14 protein-coding genes, 1 other RNA gene and 1 pseudogene are annotated in these 15,436 nt (G+C 65.7%); 12 read left to right on the top strand and 4 right to left on the bottom strand.

Annotated elements, in window-relative coordinates; genetic code table 11:
- Positions 1-128: 128 nt before the first annotated feature.
- A protein-coding gene (locus tag J5T34_RS02340) for an IS3 family transposase (protein ID WP_208578324.1) occupies positions 129-1,288 on the top strand; the annotation gives its coding sequence in 2 pieces (ribosomal slippage) (positions 129-396 and positions 396-1,288; 1,161 coding nt in all).
- Positions 1,289-1,373: 85 nt separating this feature from the next.
- Here the strand turns inward: J5T34_RS02340 and J5T34_RS02335 are convergent.
- Positions 1,374-1,841 (bottom strand): Lrp/AsnC family transcriptional regulator, encoded by a 468-nt coding sequence (locus J5T34_RS02335; protein WP_174106864.1) that lies wholly within the window; start codon positions 1,839-1,841, stop codon positions 1,374-1,376.
- A gap of 76 nt (positions 1,842-1,917) precedes the next feature.
- Positions 1,918-2,520, bottom strand: a complete 603-nt coding sequence (locus J5T34_RS02330) for a cysteine dioxygenase family protein (RefSeq protein WP_244258656.1) — start codon at positions 2,518-2,520, stop codon at positions 1,918-1,920.
- 167 nt (positions 2,521-2,687) lie between these two features.
- Here J5T34_RS02330 and J5T34_RS02325 point away from each other — a divergent pair, with 167 nt between their 5' ends.
- From J5T34_RS02325 to J5T34_RS02300, 6 genes are all read left to right on the top strand, one after another.
- A complete protein-coding gene (locus J5T34_RS02325; protein WP_208578308.1) occupies positions 2,688-3,668 on the top strand; it encodes a LysR substrate-binding domain-containing protein in 981 nt (326 codons plus the stop codon).
- A 167-nt stretch (positions 3,669-3,835) separates the two neighbouring features.
- Positions 3,836-5,140, top strand: coding sequence for a Glu/Leu/Phe/Val family dehydrogenase (locus tag J5T34_RS02320; RefSeq protein WP_208578307.1), 1,305 nt, complete (start codon positions 3,836-3,838; stop codon positions 5,138-5,140).
- A gap of 269 nt (positions 5,141-5,409) precedes the next feature.
- A complete protein-coding gene (locus J5T34_RS02315) occupies positions 5,410-6,309 on the top strand; it encodes a glutamate/aspartate ABC transporter substrate-binding protein (protein ID WP_208578305.1) in 900 nt (299 codons plus the stop codon).
- 76 nt (positions 6,310-6,385) lie between these two features.
- Entirely contained in the window at positions 6,386-7,114 is a 729-nt protein-coding gene (locus J5T34_RS02310; protein WP_208578303.1) for an amino acid ABC transporter permease, read from the top strand.
- Positions 7,115-7,124: 10 nt separating this feature from the next.
- Positions 7,125-7,808: a glutamate/aspartate ABC transporter permease GltK gene (gene gltK / locus J5T34_RS02305; RefSeq protein WP_174106859.1), complete on the top strand. Its 684-nt coding sequence runs from the start codon at positions 7,125-7,127 to the stop codon at positions 7,806-7,808.
- Positions 7,805-8,539 (top strand): amino acid ABC transporter ATP-binding protein, encoded by a 735-nt coding sequence (locus J5T34_RS02300; RefSeq protein WP_208578301.1) that lies wholly within the window; start codon positions 7,805-7,807, stop codon positions 8,537-8,539. Before gltK ends, J5T34_RS02300 begins: the two co-directional genes overlap by 4 nt.
- Positions 8,540-8,717: 178 nt before the next feature.
- On the opposite strand, the gene J5T34_RS02295 is transcribed toward J5T34_RS02300, so the two are convergent.
- Positions 8,718-9,548, bottom strand: a complete 831-nt coding sequence (locus J5T34_RS02295; protein WP_208578299.1) for a class II glutamine amidotransferase — start codon at positions 9,546-9,548, stop codon at positions 8,718-8,720.
- Between the two features lie 180 nt (positions 9,549-9,728).
- Between J5T34_RS02295 and J5T34_RS02290 the strand changes: the two genes are divergently transcribed.
- From J5T34_RS02290 to rnpB, 5 genes and pseudogenes are all read left to right on the top strand, one after another.
- Positions 9,729-10,802 (top strand): tartrate dehydrogenase, encoded by a 1,074-nt coding sequence (locus tag J5T34_RS02290; protein WP_208578297.1) that lies wholly within the window; start codon positions 9,729-9,731, stop codon positions 10,800-10,802.
- Complete coding sequence (locus tag J5T34_RS02285) at positions 10,799-12,124, top strand: glycerate kinase type-2 family protein (RefSeq protein ID WP_347880628.1); 1,326 nt, start codon at positions 10,799-10,801, stop codon at positions 12,122-12,124. Before J5T34_RS02290 ends, J5T34_RS02285 begins: the two co-directional genes overlap by 4 nt.
- A gap of 40 nt (positions 12,125-12,164) precedes the next feature.
- Entirely contained in the window at positions 12,165-13,208 is a 1,044-nt protein-coding gene (gene pyrC, locus J5T34_RS02280; RefSeq protein ID WP_208578296.1) for a dihydroorotase, read from the top strand.
- A 3-nt stretch (positions 13,209-13,211) separates the two neighbouring features.
- Positions 13,212-14,051: pseudogene (locus tag J5T34_RS02275) on the top strand (DUF3025 domain-containing protein); the annotation flags it as partial.
- A gap of 31 nt (positions 14,052-14,082) precedes the next feature.
- Positions 14,083-14,426, top strand: an RNA gene (rnpB, locus tag J5T34_RS02270) — RNase P RNA component class A.
- Positions 14,427-14,508: 82 nt separating this feature from the next.
- Here rnpB and J5T34_RS02265 read toward each other — a convergent pair.
- A complete protein-coding gene (locus J5T34_RS02265; RefSeq protein ID WP_208578295.1) occupies positions 14,509-14,931 on the bottom strand; it encodes an OsmC family protein in 423 nt (140 codons plus the stop codon).
- Positions 14,932-15,436 lie beyond the last annotated feature (505 nt).

The following is a 15,436-nucleotide window of genomic DNA, read 5'->3' as shown; positions in this document are numbered from 1 at the left end:
GGGGCGGGGGAGAGGGCAAGGGCGTTCGCCATGGCGGGCACTTGCGCATGGCGACTGTCGTTTTGTGGTGGTCCAATTTCCTCAGACAGGTCGATAGGTGGAAAATCACGATCGACGAGGAAAAGCCAATGACAAAGCCACGCAGGAAATTCGATGCCAGCTTCAAGCTGGAAGTGGTCCGGATGGTCAGGGACCAAGGTCTTTCGGTCGCCGAGGTGTGCCACACGATGGGAATTGGGGAGACAGCGCTGCGGCGCTGGCTGACCCAGTACGACCTGGAGATGGCGGGCGGCCCCGGGATTGGAAAGCCGCTGACACCGGAGCAGTTGCGGATCCGGCAGCTGGAGGAAGAGAACCGCCGGCTCAAGGAGGACAACCTGATCCTAAAAAAGGCATCGGCCTTCTTCGCCCGGGAACTGAAGTGATGTATCGCGCAGTGACCGCGTTGCAGAAGGAGGCCATCTCGATCAGCCGGGCCTGCCGAGTATTGGGCGTGAGCCGTGCCGGATACTACGCGCACAGGCAAAGGCGGCAGGGGAAGGCGGCCCGCTCCAGCCAGCGAGCCTATGTGCGGGCGGCATTCGAGCGCAGCGGGCACAGTTACGGCAGCCGCCGGATTGTGCAAGCCGTGATGGCGCAAGGCGTGAAGATTGGCCGTCACCGCGTGCGCACGCTGATGCGCGAGGCCAGCCTGCGCCCGGTGTGGAAGCGCAAGTTCGTGGCGACCACGAACAGCCGGCATGATTGGCCCGTAGCGAGCAATGTGTTGGCCCGGCAGTTCAAGCCAGCCCAGCCGAACCGGGCTTGGGCGGCGGATATGACGTATATCCGCACGGGCCAAGGATGGCTCTATCTGGCGGTAGTGCTGGACCTGTACTCGAGGAAGGTAGTCGGTTGGGCAATGGCGCCGACCATGCCCGCTGCGTTGCCGGTCTCGGCGCTGAAGATGGCGATCCAGCAACGGAACCCTGCGCCCGGGCTGATCGTGCATTCGGATCGCGGCAGCCAATATGCCAGCGAGCAATACCAGGCCGTGCTGGCGCGTCACGGGCTGATTTGCAGCATGAGCGGACTGGGCAATTGTTGGGACAACGCTGTCGTCGAGCGCTTCTTCCTCAATCTGAAGATGGAGCGCGTCTGGCAACGGCGTTATGGGGACCGGGACGAAGCCCGGCGCGATATCACGCAGTACATCGTCGGCTTCTATAACCCAGTGCGATTGCACTCGACACTGGGTTACACGTCGCCGCAGAACTACGAGGACAAGCACAACCACCAGACAACCTAAACACCTGTCTGAAAAAACTTGACCACTACATTTCCCTCTCCCCCAACCCCTCTCCCGCGAGCGGGAGAGGGGAGTATCGGTCTGCTCAGACGTAATCGAGCGGCAGCGCCGTCGTGTACTTGATCTGCTCCATCGCGAAGCTCGAGCTGACGTCGGCCAGTTCGGCGCCCTGGATCAGCCGCTTGTAGACGCGGTCGTAGGCGGCGATGTCCGGCACCACCACCCGCAGCAGATAGTCGGTGTCGCCTGCCATCCGGTAGAACTCGGTGACTTCCGGAATCGACGCCACCAGCCCGTGAAAGGTCTTGAGCCACTTCGCGCTGTGCTGGTTGGTGCGGACCGACACGAACACGGTGACGCCCACGTTCAGCTTGGCGGGATCGAGCAGCGCCACGCGCTTGCGGATCACGCCGCTCTCCTGCAGCTTCTGCACGCGGCGCCAGCAGGGCGTCGAGGTCAGGCCGACCCGTTCGGCCAGTTCGGCCACCGGCAGGTCGGCGTTCTGTTGCAGCTCGGCCAGAATCTGGCGGTCGTATCGATCAAATCGGTCCATGGCGGTGGCGGGCTCCGTCGGTGTTGCAGGGATTCGATGGATCGCGAACCGGCGGGCCTCGCTGCGCGATGGCCCGCTAGCCGGCCTCCACCAGCAGATTGACGCCGGTGGCGATCTGCGCGGCCTCGACGCCGTACAGATGCAGCGAGATGGCGATGTCGTTCGCGGCGTCATCTGCCGCATCCATTTGGCGGCCCGGATGGCCCAGCGAATGGATATGCCCCAGGCCCGCCGGCACGCTGAACACTGCCCCCGGTTCGCGCATGACGCTGCCGCTCGGCCGCGCGACCTGCGCCGCCTCGTCCCAGCGGTAGTGCCGCTCGACCAGCGTGCCCTGCAGCACGCGGTAGGCGCACCAGGTGCGATGCCCGTGCACGGGACTGGCCTGGCCCGGACGCCAGACCAGCAGCATCGCGGAGAAGCGCGCCATCGGGTCGGCATAGACCAGGTGGCGGGTATAGCCATCGGGGCTGCCGGCACGCGCGGCCGCCGGCAGCAGGGCCAGCAGCGCGTCGGCGTCGCCCAGGCACGCCTGGACCTGCGCCGCCACGGTACGCGCGCTGTCGTCGAACACCCGCGCCAGCGCCGGCGACAGGGCCGACAGCGAGGAAGGCGTGCCGAGGCCGGCCGGCATGGGCGTGGATGGGCGGGACTGCGGTTCGGCGTGCAGGCTGGACATGGAGACTCCGGAGGACAAGAGGTCGGATGGGTCCGATCATAGCCAGCAGGGCATAGCAAGACGATCTAAAATGTCGCGCCGATGCGATCCATTGGGGAATGATATTCCGTCGCGGCGTTTCATCCTAGAATATTTTTGCGACCGCTGCCGCGGAGAGATAATGCGCCATGGAAATCAAATGGCTTGAAGACTTCGTCAGCCTGGCGGAGACGCACAGCTTCTCGCGCTCGGCCGAGCTGCGGCACGTGACCCAGCCCGCCTTCTCGCGCCGCATCCAGTCGCTCGAGGCCTGGGTCGGCACCGAGCTGATCGACCGCTCCAGCTATCCGACCAACCTGACTCCTGCCGGCAAGGTGTTCTACGAGCAGGCGCTGGCGATGCTGGCGCAGGTCAGCGAGACCCGCGCGCTGATGCGCGGCCAGCGCTCGGCCAATGCGCAGATGCTCGAATTTGCCGTACCGCATACGCTGTCGCTGACGTTCTTCCCCGAATGGCTGAAGGCGCTGGAGCGGCAGGTCGGCACGCTGGCCTGCCGGCTGCGCGCGCTGAACGTGCACGACGCGGTGCTGATGCTGGTCGAGGGCGGCTGCGATCTGGTGATGGTCTACCACCATCCGCGCCAGGCGATCCAGCTCGATCCCTCGCACTACGACATGCTGGTGCTCGGCGTCGAGCGGATGTCGCCGTTCAGCGTGCCCGACGCCAGCGGCAAGCCGCTGTACCGGCTGCCGGGCACCGACCGCAAGCCGGTGTCCTTCCTCAGCTATACGCCGAACGCCTTCCTGGGGCGGATGGTCGAGATGCTGCTGTCGGACACCAGCGAGTCGTTCAAGCTGGACAAATGCTACGAGACCGATATGGCCGAGGCGCTCAAGGTGATGGCGCTGGCGGGCCATGGCCTGGCCTTCCTGCCCGAGAGCGCAGTGCGGGAGGAAGTGGCGCAGGGCCGGCTGGTGCGGGCCGAGGGGCCGCGGGCGGCGCCGCTGTCGATCGAGATGGAGATCCGCCTGTACCGCGCGCGGCCGGGCGAGCATGGCAACGACCGGCGCGGCAGCCAGCTGCGCCGCAAGCGCGAACTGGTCGACCGCATCTGGGCCAGCCTGTCGGCCGGCGCGGCGCCGATCCCGATCGAGGGCGGGGCGGGCTGACGTGGGGGGGCGGTGGCACTGCCCGCCGCTCGCACCCCACTCGCGTGGGGTGCGCCGCCCGCCAGAAGGTTATGCATTTCCTGCATGACCGAATGAACAAACGGCATTGGATTTCCGCGGGGCGGCGCCCCTAAGCTTGTCGGCATTCCACTTTCGGACTTGCCACGATGTCTTCCGATTCGCCGATCATCACCGCCTCCGCGCACGCCGTCCCCTCCTATCTGAACGCCGACAACCTCGGTCCCTGGGGCATCTACCTGCAACAGGTCGACCGCGTGACCCCGTACCTGGGCTCGCTGGCCCGCTGGGTCGAAACGCTCAAGCGCCCCAAGCGCGCGCTGGTGGTCGATGTGCCGATCGAGATGGATGACGGCACCATCGCCCATTTCGAGGGCTATCGCGTCCAGCACAACACCTCGCGCGGCCCGGGCAAGGGTGGCGTGCGCTTCCACCAGGACGTGACGCTGTCCGAGGTGATGGCGCTGTCGGCCTGGATGTCGGTCAAGAACGCGGCCGTCAACGTGCCGTACGGCGGCGCCAAGGGCGGCATCCGCGTCGACCCGCGCAAGCTCTCGCGCGCCGAGCTCGAACGCGTGACGCGCCGCTATACCAGCGAAATCAACATCATCATCGGACCGAACAAGGACATCCCGGCCCCCGACGTCAACACCAACGAACAGGTGATGGCGTGGATGATGGACACCTATTCGATGAACGAGGGCAGCACGTCCACGGGCGTGGTCACCGGCAAGCCGATCTCGCTGGGCGGCTCGCTGGGCCGCCGCGAGGCGACCGGCCGCGGCGTGTTCGTGGTGGGCGCCGAAGCGGCGCGCAACCTCGGCATGGAAATCAAGGGCGCGCGCATCGTCGTGCAGGGCTTCGGCAATGTCGGCAGCGTTGCGGCCAAGCTGTTCCACGAGGCCGGCGCCAAGGTCATCGCGGTACAGGACCACAAGACCGCGCTGTTCGACCCGGCCGGCCTGGACGTGCCGGCGCTGATCGAACACGTGACGCACAACGGCACCATCGAGGGCTTTCGCGCCGAGACCATCAACGCCGAGCAGTTCTGGCAGACCGAGTGCGAGATCCTGATCCCGGCCGCGCTGGAAGGCCAGATCACCGCCGCCAACGCGCCCCATATCAAGGCCCGCATGGTCATCGAAGGCGCCAACGGCCCGACCACGCCGGAGGCCGACGACATCCTGCGCGAGCGCAATATCCTGGTGGCCCCGGACGTGATCGCCAACGCCGGCGGCGTCACGGTGTCGTACTTCGAATGGGTGCAGGACTTCTCCAGCTTCTTCTGGACCGAAGAGGAGATCAACCAGCGGCTGGTACGGATCATGCAAGAGGCGTTCCGCGCCATCTGGCAGGTCTCGCAGGAGAACAAGGTCACGCTGCGCACCGCCGCGTTCATCATCGCCTGTACCCGTATCCTGCAGGCTCGCGAAATGCGCGGTCTCTACCCCTGATCGCCGGGCGCGAAATCGGGGCGAGCGGACCCGCGCTGGGGCAGGCACCATGCTGCAATGCACCAAGACGGGTCCGAAGCAGAAAGAGGCGGCAGCCGGAAATTCCGGCTGCCGCTTTTTTATTACAGCCGCGTGGCGCAGCCGATTGCCGGACAGCGGCGGCTAGGGAAATACCCGTTGTAGCGGAGCGTCGGCTTGCGCAATACTATTTCGTCGGCGGCACGTTTCTTGTTAGAGTCCCGCCTTTCTCTCATGGTCAAGGAGATGTTATGAAGGTTGCCAAGTTGGCTGCGCTGACGATTGCGGCAGGCGTGCTGTGCGGTACCGCACAAGCGGCCGAGCAATTGACCGGCACGCTGAAGAAGATCAAAGACACGGGTGTGATTACGCTTGGCGTGCGGGAATCGTCGATTCCCTTCAGCTATAACCTCGGCGGTGTCCGTACCGTCGGCTATTCCTATGACATCAACGTCAAGATCGTCGAAGCGATCAAGGACCAGCTGAAGCTGCCGAATCTGCAGGTCAAGGAAATTCCGATTACTTCGCAGAACCGCATTTCGCTGCTGCAGAACGGCACCATCGATATCGAATGCGGCTCGACCACCAATAATCTGGAGCGCCAGAAACAGGTCGGCTTCAGCAACACCATCTTCATCATCGGCACCCGCTTCATGACCAAGAAGGACAGCGGGATCAAGGATTGGGCCGACCTGAAGGGCAAGAACGTCGTCACCACCGCCGGCACCACGTCCGAGCGCCTGCTGCGCACGATGAACGACCAGCAGAAGCTGGGCATGAACATCATCAGCACCAAGGACCACGGCCAGTCGTTCCTGACGCTGGAGTCGGGCCGCGCCGCCGCCTTCATGATGGACGATGCGCTGCTGTACGGCGAGCGCGCCAAGGCCCGCAACCCGGCCGACTGGGTCGTCACCGGCAAGCCGCAATCGCGCGAATCGTACGGCTGCATGCTGCGCAAGGACGATGCCCCGTTCAAGAAGGTCGCGGACAACGTGATCGCGAATCTGATGAAGACCGGCGAGATCAACAACCTCTACGCCAAGTGGTTCACCCAGCCGGTGCCGCCGAAGGGCCTGAATCTGGACTTCCCGATGTCCGACGACATGAAGGCACTCATCAAGAACCCGAACGACAAGGCGCTCGACTGATTCGGCTCCAGTCACGCGTGTGAAACGGAAGGCGTGCGCGAAGGCATGTCCTTCCGTTTCTTTTTGAGGACGCATCATGAATTACAACTGGCATTGGGGTGTTTTCCTCGAAGAAGCCGCGATGAACGAGTCCTATCTGGACTGGATGATTTCCGGTCTGAAGGTCACCATCGCGCTCGGCCTGACTTCGTGGGTGATCGCCCTGATCATCGGCTCGATTCTCGGCGTATTGCGCACGGTCCCGAATAAATTCCTGGCCGGCATCGCGGCGACTTACGTCGAAATCTTCCGCAATATTCCGCTGCTGGTGCAGCTGTTCATCTGGTATTTCGTGGTTCCCGAATTGCTTCCGTTCGGCGAATCGATCAAGCAGATGAATCCGTTCACCCAGCAATTCCTGGCCGCGATGTTCTGCCTCGGCACCTTTACGGCCGCGCGGATCTGCGAACAGGTGCGCTCGGGCATCAACTCGCTGCCGCCGGGACAGCGCAACGCCGGCCTGGCGATGGGCTTCACGCTGCCGCAGACCTATCGCTATGTGCTGATGCCGATGTCGTTCCGCGTCATCGTGCCGCCGCTGACCTCCGAATTCCTGAATATCTTCAAGAACTCGGCGGTGGCGTCGACGATCGGCCTGCTGGAACTGGCGGCGCAGGGCCGTCAGCTGGTCGACTACACGGCGCGGCCGTACGAGTCCTTCATCGCGGTCACGCTGATGTACGCGCTGATCAATATCGTCGTCATGCTGGGAATGCGCTGGGTGGAAAAGCGCACGCGCGTGCCGGGCTTCATCGGCAGCAAGTAAGGGGAACGCGATGGCTTATTCATTCGATTTCACCTCGATCAACGCCGATACGCTGCACGTGCTCGGCGAGGGCATGATGGTGTCGCTGAAGATCACCGCCACCGCGGTGGTGGTCGGCATCGTCTGGGGCACCATCCTCGCGATGATGCGCCTGTCCTCCGTCAAGCCGCTGAACTGGTTTGCGCAGGGCTACGTCACCGTGTTCCGCTCGATCCCGCTGGTGATGGTGCTGCTCTGGTTCTTCCTGATCATTCCGCAGGTACTGCAGGGGCTGTTCAATCTGTCGCCTGCGACCGATCTGCGCATGACCTCCGCGCTGGTGGCCTTCGCGCTGTTCGAGGCGGCCTATTACTCGGAGATCATCCGCGCCGGCATCCAGAGCGTGTCGCGCGGGCAGATGTATGCGGCGCAGGCGCTGGGCATGACCTACGGGCAGACCATGCGGCTGGTGGTGTTGCCGCAGGCGTTCCGCAACATGGTGCCGCTGCTGCTGACGCAGGGCATCATCCTGTTCCAGGATACGTCGCTGGTCTACGTCAGCGCGCTGGCCGATTTCTTCGGGCAGGCGTATGGCATCGGCGAACGCGATGGGCGCATCGTCGAGATGCTGCTGTTCGCGGGTCTGGTCTATTTCGTGATCTGTTTTTCCGCATCGTTGCTGGTCAAGCGATACCAGAAAAAGGTGGCTGTATGATCGAAATCAATAACGTCTCCAAGTGGTACGGCACCTTCCAGGTGCTGACCGATTGCACCACCCGCGTGGCCAAGGGCGAAGTGGTGGTGGTGTGCGGCCCGTCGGGTTCGGGCAAGTCCACGCTGATCAAGACCGTCAACGGGCTCGAGCCCTTCCAGAAGGGCGACATCCTGGTCGACGGCATCTCGGTGGGATCGCCGAAGACCAATCTGCCGAAGCTGCGTTCGCGCGTCGGCATGGTGTTCCAGAACTTCGAGCTGTTCCCGCATCTGTCGATCACCGAGAACCTGACGATCGCGCAGATCAAGGTGCTGGGCCGCTCGCGCGAGGAAGCGATGGCCAAGGGCATGAAGTACCTGGAGCGCGTCGGCCTGAAGAATCAGGCGGACAAGTATCCGGGCCAGCTGTCGGGCGGCCAGCAGCAGCGCGTGGCGATCGCCCGCGCGCTGTCGATGGATCCGATCTGCATGCTGTTCGACGAGCCGACCTCGGCGCTGGACCCCGAGATGGTCAACGAGGTGCTCGACGTGATGGTGCAGCTGGCCCAGGAAGGCATGACGATGATGTGCGTGACCCACGAAATGGGCTTTGCCCGCAAGGTGGCCAACCGCGTGATCTTCATGGACCAGGGCCACATCGTCGAAGACGCGGCCAAGGAGGAATTCTTCGGCAATATCGAGGCGCGCTCGGAGCGGGCCCGGCACTTCCTGTCGAAGATCCTGCAGCACTGAGGGACTGCGCTTTCTTGCAGTTCTCCCTCTCCCCCTCAGGAGGAGAGGGTCGGGGAGAGGGAGGTGGTTTTCAACAACCGCAGCAGCCATTGAGCCGCTGTTTTCCCTCTCCCCCAGCCCCTCTCCCGCAGGGCGGGAGAGGGGAGCAACACCCCTTCCACAGCAGGCCGATCAGCGCTCAAGTACAGGCCGAATTGGCCGCGTTGCGCGCCTGCACCTCGGGCGGAATCGGCACCGTCAGCGTCATCGTCGGCTGCCCGGCCTCGAACATCATCAGTTCCCCCGGCGCGAACGGCGTCCATACCTCGTCGTCGGTCAGCGGCGCGGTGGCGATCACCGCCACGCGATCTTCTGGCGTCGTCACCTGCGCGAAGTCGATCGACAGGTCCGCATCGATCAGATGCGCGGTCGAGAACGGCCACTGGCGCACCAGGTAATAGAGCCGCGTCGAACAGTGCGCGAACAGCGCCTGCCCATTGCTCAGCAGATAGTTGAAGACGCCGTACAGCGTGATCTCGCGCGTGATGTCGGCCAGCGCGTGGCACAGCTCGTTCAGCGGCGGCTGGGAGCCGGGAAACCGCTTGCGCAGGCCCTGCATCAGCGCGCAGAAGGCCAGTTCGCTGTCGGTATCGCCGACCGGCTGATAGACGCCCGACAGAAACGGCGAAAAGCCCTTCAGATCGCCGTTGTGGGCAAAGATCCAGTGGCGGCCCCACAGTTCGCGCATGAACGGATGGCAGTTCTCCAGCCGCACCGTGCCCTGCGTCGCCTTGCGGATATGGGAGATGACGTTCTTGGACTTGATCGGGTAGTTCTTGATCAGGTCGGCCACCGGCGAGGTGCCGGCGGACTGATTATCGATGAACAGGCGGCAGGCCTTGTCCTCGAAGAAGGCCACGCCGAAGCCGTCGGCGTGATGGTCCGTGAGGCCGCCGCGCGCGGCGAAGCCGGTGAAGGAGAACGTCACGTCGGTCGGCGTGGCGCAGTTCATGCCGAGCAGCTGGCACATGGCGTGGGACCGGGACGGCGTGGGCGCCGGCCGATTGCAATAGAATTGCGTCATTATCCCGCCGGGCCCGGCGTTCTGCCAAGCAGGGCCGCGGCGGCCGGCGCGGTCCGCCGGAAATCCCCCGAATCGCCGCCGATCCGCCCTCAACCCCATTCAACCGCCTGCACCGAACCTTCCGCCATGAGCCAATACAAGATTGCCGTGATCCCTGGAGACGGGATCGGCACCGAAGTGATGCCCGAAGGCATCCGCGTGATGGACGCCGCCGCGCGCCGCTTCGGCATCGACCTGCAGTGGGACCATTTCGATTTTTCGAGCTGCGACTATTACGCCCGCCACGGCAAGATGCTGCCCGACGACTGGTTCGATACGCTCGCGCGCTATGACGCGATCTATTTCGGCGCGGTCGGCTGGCCGGCCACGGTGCCCGACCACGTGTCGCTGTGGGGCTCGCTGCTGCAGTTCCGGCGCGCGTTCGACCAGTACGTGAACCTGCGCCCGGTGCGGCTGATGCCGGGCATCCGCAGCCCGCTGGCCGACCGCAAGCCGGGCGATATCGATTTCTACGTGGTGCGCGAGAACACCGAGGGCGAGTATTCCAGCATCGGCGGCCGCATGTTCCCCGGCACCGAGCGCGAGGTGGTGATCCAGGAAACGGTGATGAGCCGGATCGGCGTGGACCGCATCCTGAAGTTCGCGTTCGAGCTGGCGAGCAGGCGTCCGAAGCAGCATCTGACCTCGGCCACCAAGTCCAACGGCATTTCGATCACGATGCCGTACTGGGACGAGCGGGTGGAGGCGATGGCGGCAAACTATCCCGAACTGAAGGTCGACAAGTACCACATCGACATCCTGACCGCGAACTTCGTGCTGCATCCGGACTGGTTCGACGTGGTGGTCGCCAGCAATCTGTTCGGCGACATCCTGTCGGACCTCGGGCCGGCATGTACCGGCACCATCGGCGTCGCGCCGTCGGCCAATATCAATCCCGAGCGCACCTATCCGAGCCTGTTCGAGCCGGTCCATGGCTCGGCGCCCGATATCGCCGGGCGCGGCATCGCCAACCCGATCGGCCAGATCTGGTGCGGCGCGATGATGCTCGAACACCTGGGCCATGCCGATGCCGGCGCGGCGGTGCTCGGCGCGATCGAGTCGGTGCTGGCCGCCGGGCCCGCGCATGCGCCGCTGACGCGCGATATCGGCGGCGCCGCCGGCACCGAGGATCTTGGCCGCGCGATCGCGGAAGCGCTGTGAGCCAGGCCGCCAAGGGGGCCGGCACGCTGCGCGTGGAGCCGCGCGCGCTGCTGCGCGAGAGCTTCGATGCCGCGGTGGCCGCCGCCGATCCGCTGCGCATCGTCGCCGCGCATCTGCCGCCGCCCTGCCGTGAGGGCCGCACGCTGGTCGTCGGCGCGGGCAAGGCCGCGGCGTCGATGGCGCTGGCGGTGGAGCAGGCGTATGCCGATGCAGGGGTGGCTCTCAAGGGTCTGGTGGTCACGCGCTACGCGCATGGTCTGCCGACCGAGCATGTGCGGGTCATCGAGGCCGGCCATCCGGTACCGGACGAGGCCGGCGAGCGCGCCGCCGCGGAGATCCTGGCCCGCGTGCAAGCGCTCGGGCCCGAGGACCGGCTGATCGTGCTGGTCTCCGGCGGCGGCTCCAGCCTGCTGTCGCTGCCCGCCGACGGCGTGTCGATGGCCGATCTGCGCGCCACCACGCAGGAACTGCTGCGCTGCGGGGCGCCGATCACCGAGATGAACGTGGTGCGCAAGCATCTGTCGCGCATCCAGGGCGGGCGCCTGGCCCAGGCCAGCCGCGCGCCGGTGACCACGCTGATCGTCTCCGACGTGGCCGGCGACGATCCCAGCGCGATCGCATCGGGCCCGACCGTACCCGATCCGAGCACCTACGACGATGCGCTGGCGATCCTGCGCCGCTACGAGGCGCGCGTGCCGCCGGCGGTGCAGGCCTATCTCGAGGCCGGCGCCCGCGGTGAACATGCCGAGACGCCCAAGCCCGGCGATCCGCTGTTCGAGCGCGTCGACAATCGGATGATCGCCACCGCGCATGGCAGCCTGGCCGCCGCCGCCGACGTGTTCCGCGCGCACGGCGTGACCCCGGTGATCCTGGGCGACACCGTCACGGGCGAGGCTCGCGAGGTGGCGCGCGTCTATGCGGCGCTGGCCCGGGAAATCCGCGCGTACAATGCGCCGTTTGCCGCGCCGGTGGCACTGATCTCCGGCGGTGAATGCACCGTGACGCTGCCCAAGGTCGGCGCCGGGCGCGCCCGCGGCGGCCGCTGCTCCGAATTCCTGCTGTCGCTGGCGATCGAACTGGAAGGCGTGCCGGACGTGCATGCGATCGCCGCCGATACCGACGGCATCGACGGCTCCGAAGACAATGCCGGCGCGCTGGCCGACCCGACCACGCTGTCCCGCGCGGAGGCGGCCGGCATGCCGGCGCGCCGCCAGCTCGAGGCGCACGACGCCTGGGGGCTGTTCGATGCGATCGGCGATCTGGTCGTGACGGGTCCGACCCGCACCAACGTCAACGACTACCGCGCCATCCTGATCCTGTAACCGCCGGCCTGTTTGCCCGCCTTTCGATTTGCCGAAGTCCATGACCCAGACCCTGACCATCACCCGCCCCGACGACTGGCACCTGCACCTGCGCGACGGCGCCGCGCTCGCCGCGGTGCTGCCCGATACCGCGCGCCAGTTCGCCCGCGCCATCGTGATGCCGAACCTGAAGCCGCCGGTCACCACGGTGGCGCAGGCGCAGGCCTATCGGGAGCGCATCCTTGCCGCCTTGCCGGCCGGCCTGTCGTTCGAGCCGCTGATGACGCTGTATCTGACCGACAACACCCAGGCCGACGAAATCGTCGCTGCCAAGGCCAGCGGCTTCGTCCATGCAGTCAAGCTGTATCCGGCCGGCGCCACCACCAACAGCGATGCCGGCGTGACCGACATCCGGCGCTGCACCGCGGCCCTCGAAGCGATGCAGCGCGTTGGCCTGCCGCTGCTGGTGCACGGCGAGGTCACCGACAGCGAGATCGACCTGTTCGATCGCGAGGCGGTCTTCATCGAGCGCGTGATGACGCCGCTGCGGCGCGATTTCCCGGCGCTGAAGGTCGTGTTCGAACACATCACGACCAAGGACGCGGCCGACTACGTGCGCGAGGCCGAAGGACCGGTCGGCGCGACCATCACCGCGCATCACCTGCTGTACAACCGCAACGCGATCTTCATCGGCGGCATCCGCCCGCATTACTACTGCCTGCCGGTGCTCAAGCGCGAGACGCATCGTCAGGCGCTGGTCGCCGCGGCGGTATCGGGCAACCCCCGCTTTTTCCTGGGCACCGACAGTGCACCCCATGCGCGCGGCCTGAAGGAACACGCCTGCGGCTGCGCCGGCTGCTATACCGCGCTGCATGCGATGGAGCTGTACGCCGAAGCCTTCGATGCCGCGGGCGCGCTGGACAAGCTCGAAGGCTTCGCCAGCTTCCATGGCGCCGACTTCTACGGCCTGCCGCGCAATACCGGCACGCTGACGCTGACGCGCGAACCGTGGCAGCTGCCGGAAGCGCTGCCTTACGGCGAGACCGAACTGGTGCCCCTGCGTGCCGGCGAAACGCTGCAATGGAAGGCCGCGCTGGCCGTCTGAGCGATGGGCGGCCCCGGCGCTGAGCGGGCCGTCGAAGGCGGGCAATTGACCGTGGATCTGGCGCGGCAGCTGGCCCGGATCGACTGGTCCCGGCCCTGGTTCGCGCCGTTCGCCGCAACGGGCGCGGCGCTGGCGGACCAGGTCTGCGGGGGCCGGCCGGTCCATGCGGCACTCGACGCCTTTGCCGCCGCGCGGGGGCTGGCCAACGCCGCCGGCCTGCCGCTGCGCTTCGTTTCTCAACAGGCGCTGCCGCCCGGCGGTGCCTACGAAGCCCATATCCATGCGCACGGCGAGGTGCCGACGCGCGAGAACCTGCACGACTTCTTCAATGGTCTGATCTGGCTGCATTTCCCCCGCACGAAGGCGATGCTGAACCGGCTGCAGGCCGAGGCCATCGCCGTGGAGGGCGTGCGGCCCACGCGCGGCCCGTTGCGCGACGCGGCGACGCTGTTCGACGAAAACGCGGTGCTGTTCGTCAGCGCGGAGCCGCGGCTCGAGGCGGCATTGCGCGGCTTCCGCTGGCGCGAACTGTTCGTCGATGGCCGGGATGCGTGGCCCGACCGCTGCGCGGTGGTGCCGTTCGGCCATGCCTTGCTGGAAAAGCTGGTCGCGCCCTACAAGTCCATCACCGCGCACGCCTGGCCGATGGCGATGGTGCCGGAGGACCCGCGTCCGGCCACGCTCGACGCGCCGCTCGCCGACAGCCTGGCGCAGGCGCAACTGCGGGGCCGGAGCAGCTTTGCGCCGCTGCCGGTGCTGGGCATCCCGCACTGGTGGCCCGCCAATGCCGACGCCCGCTTCTACGACGACACCGCGGTGTTCCGCCCGGGCCGTCGCGGCGCGGCCGGTCCAAAGGTGCTAGACTGCGGCCCGCGAAGCAGGACAGACAACCGCTGCTCGCCCGGCAACGGGCGAGGGGAGGAAAGTCCGGACTCCACAGGGCAGGGTGGTGGCTAACAGCCATCCACGGCAACGTGCGGAATAGGGCCACAGAGACGAGTCTTCGCGCCGGGTTTGCCCGGTGCGAAGGGTGAAACGCGGTAACCTCCACCCGGAGCAATCCCAAATAGGCAGACGATGAAGCGGCCCGCCGAGTCTGCGGGTAGGGAGCTGGAGCCGGCCGGTAACGGTCGGCCTAGAGGAATGGTTGTCACGCGCGCGCGGACCGCAAGGCCCGTGCGTCGCGCACAGAATCCGGCTTATCGGCCTGCTTCGCTTCGAATTCGCTTCCCGGTGCGGTCTGCACCTATGCGTCGGGAATGCCCCTCCACGAGCCGCGACGCCGGCACCCATCAACGCATCACACCTCGATCAGTTCGACGCTATGGCTGATCTCGGCCGTCTTGGCCAGCATGATCGAGGCCGAGCAGTACTTGTCGTGCGACAACTGCACCGCCCGTTCGACGGTCGACGGGTTCAGGTTGCGGCCGGTCACGGTGAACTTGAAGTGGATGCGGGTGAACACCTTCGGGTCCTCGCCAGCGCGCTCGGCCTCGAGCGTGACGGAGCAGCCGCGTACATCGTGGCGTCCGCGCTTGAGGATCAACACCACGTCATAGGCGGTGCAGCCCCCGGTACCGAGCAGCACCATTTCCATCGGCCGCGGCGCCAGGTTGTGGCCGCCGCCTTCCGGCGCGCCGTCCATCGCGACGAGGTGACCGCTGCCGGTCTGCGCGATGAAGCTCATGCCGTCGTTGCCCGTCCAGGTGACCTTGCATTCCATTTCGTTCGTTCCTGCTCTCAATGTTTCGTTTCGATGTGGCGATGCGCGCGCATCGAGCCCTTGCATTTTCCTCAAATTTTCCTTGCGTCGTGTGGTGTCTTTGCCGCCCGAACCGTGGGAAAACCGAGGGAAACCTCTAAGATGTCAGTTTCGTGACATCCTGCTGCCGACTTAAGTCCTTGAATCTATTGGATTCATGCGCGGCTTTGCTGCCTTTACAATTTTTTGCATTACGAAATGCCATTTCGCACTGCAAATTTTCTTGCGTCGCACAAGCTGTCATGTATAATTCGAACCATTGAACGACGGCGCGCCGATGGCCCGCCAGAGTGCGAAAGCGAAGGGTGGTCGAAGCGACCGAGGCAGTTTCCCGACGCCAGCCCGCACCGCCGGCCCCGTCCCGTCGTTCTCCCAGTGTCTCCTCCACCCTCCTCCTTTGGTGGATTCAAACCCAAGCCTCAGCGGCTTGGGTTTTTTTTCGCCCCTGCGCCGGGGCTTCATCCAG

Origin of the sequence: Cupriavidus gilardii, assembly GCF_017598945.1 — a bacterium.
GTDB lineage: Bacteria > Pseudomonadota > Gammaproteobacteria > Burkholderiales > Burkholderiaceae > Cupriavidus > Cupriavidus gilardii_E.
This window is presented reverse-complemented; position numbering and strand designations above follow the sequence as displayed.

What these genes read in the sequence shown, in the direction of transcription:
- J5T34_RS02325 (WP_208578308.1), top strand. Translation starts at nt 2,688, where the DNA reads ATGGAAATCAAATGGCTTGAAGACTTCGTCAGCCTGGCGGAGACGCAC.
- J5T34_RS02335 (WP_174106864.1), bottom strand. Translation starts at nt 1,841, where the DNA reads ATGGACCGATTTGATCGATACGACCGCCAGATTCTGGCCGAGCTGCAA.
- J5T34_RS02310 (WP_208578303.1), top strand. Translation starts at nt 6,386, where the DNA reads ATGAATTACAACTGGCATTGGGGTGTTTTCCTCGAAGAAGCCGCGATG.
- J5T34_RS02330 (WP_244258656.1), bottom strand. Translation starts at nt 2,520, where the DNA reads ATGTCCAGCCTGCACGCCGAACCGCAGTCCCGCCCATCCACGCCCATG.
- gltK (WP_174106859.1), top strand. Translation starts at nt 7,125, where the DNA reads ATGGCTTATTCATTCGATTTCACCTCGATCAACGCCGATACGCTGCAC.
- J5T34_RS02320 (WP_208578307.1), top strand. Translation starts at nt 3,836, where the DNA reads ATGTCTTCCGATTCGCCGATCATCACCGCCTCCGCGCACGCCGTCCCC.
- J5T34_RS02290 (WP_208578297.1), top strand. Translation starts at nt 9,729, where the DNA reads ATGAGCCAATACAAGATTGCCGTGATCCCTGGAGACGGGATCGGCACC.
- J5T34_RS02300 (WP_208578301.1), top strand. Translation starts at nt 7,805, where the DNA reads ATGATCGAAATCAATAACGTCTCCAAGTGGTACGGCACCTTCCAGGTG.
- J5T34_RS02315 (WP_208578305.1), top strand. Translation starts at nt 5,410, where the DNA reads ATGAAGGTTGCCAAGTTGGCTGCGCTGACGATTGCGGCAGGCGTGCTG.
- pyrC (WP_208578296.1), top strand. Translation starts at nt 12,165, where the DNA reads ATGACCCAGACCCTGACCATCACCCGCCCCGACGACTGGCACCTGCAC.
- J5T34_RS02295 (WP_208578299.1), bottom strand. Translation starts at nt 9,548, where the DNA reads ATGTGCCAGCTGCTCGGCATGAACTGCGCCACGCCGACCGACGTGACG.
- J5T34_RS02265 (WP_208578295.1), bottom strand. Translation starts at nt 14,931, where the DNA reads ATGGAATGCAAGGTCACCTGGACGGGCAACGACGGCATGAGCTTCATC.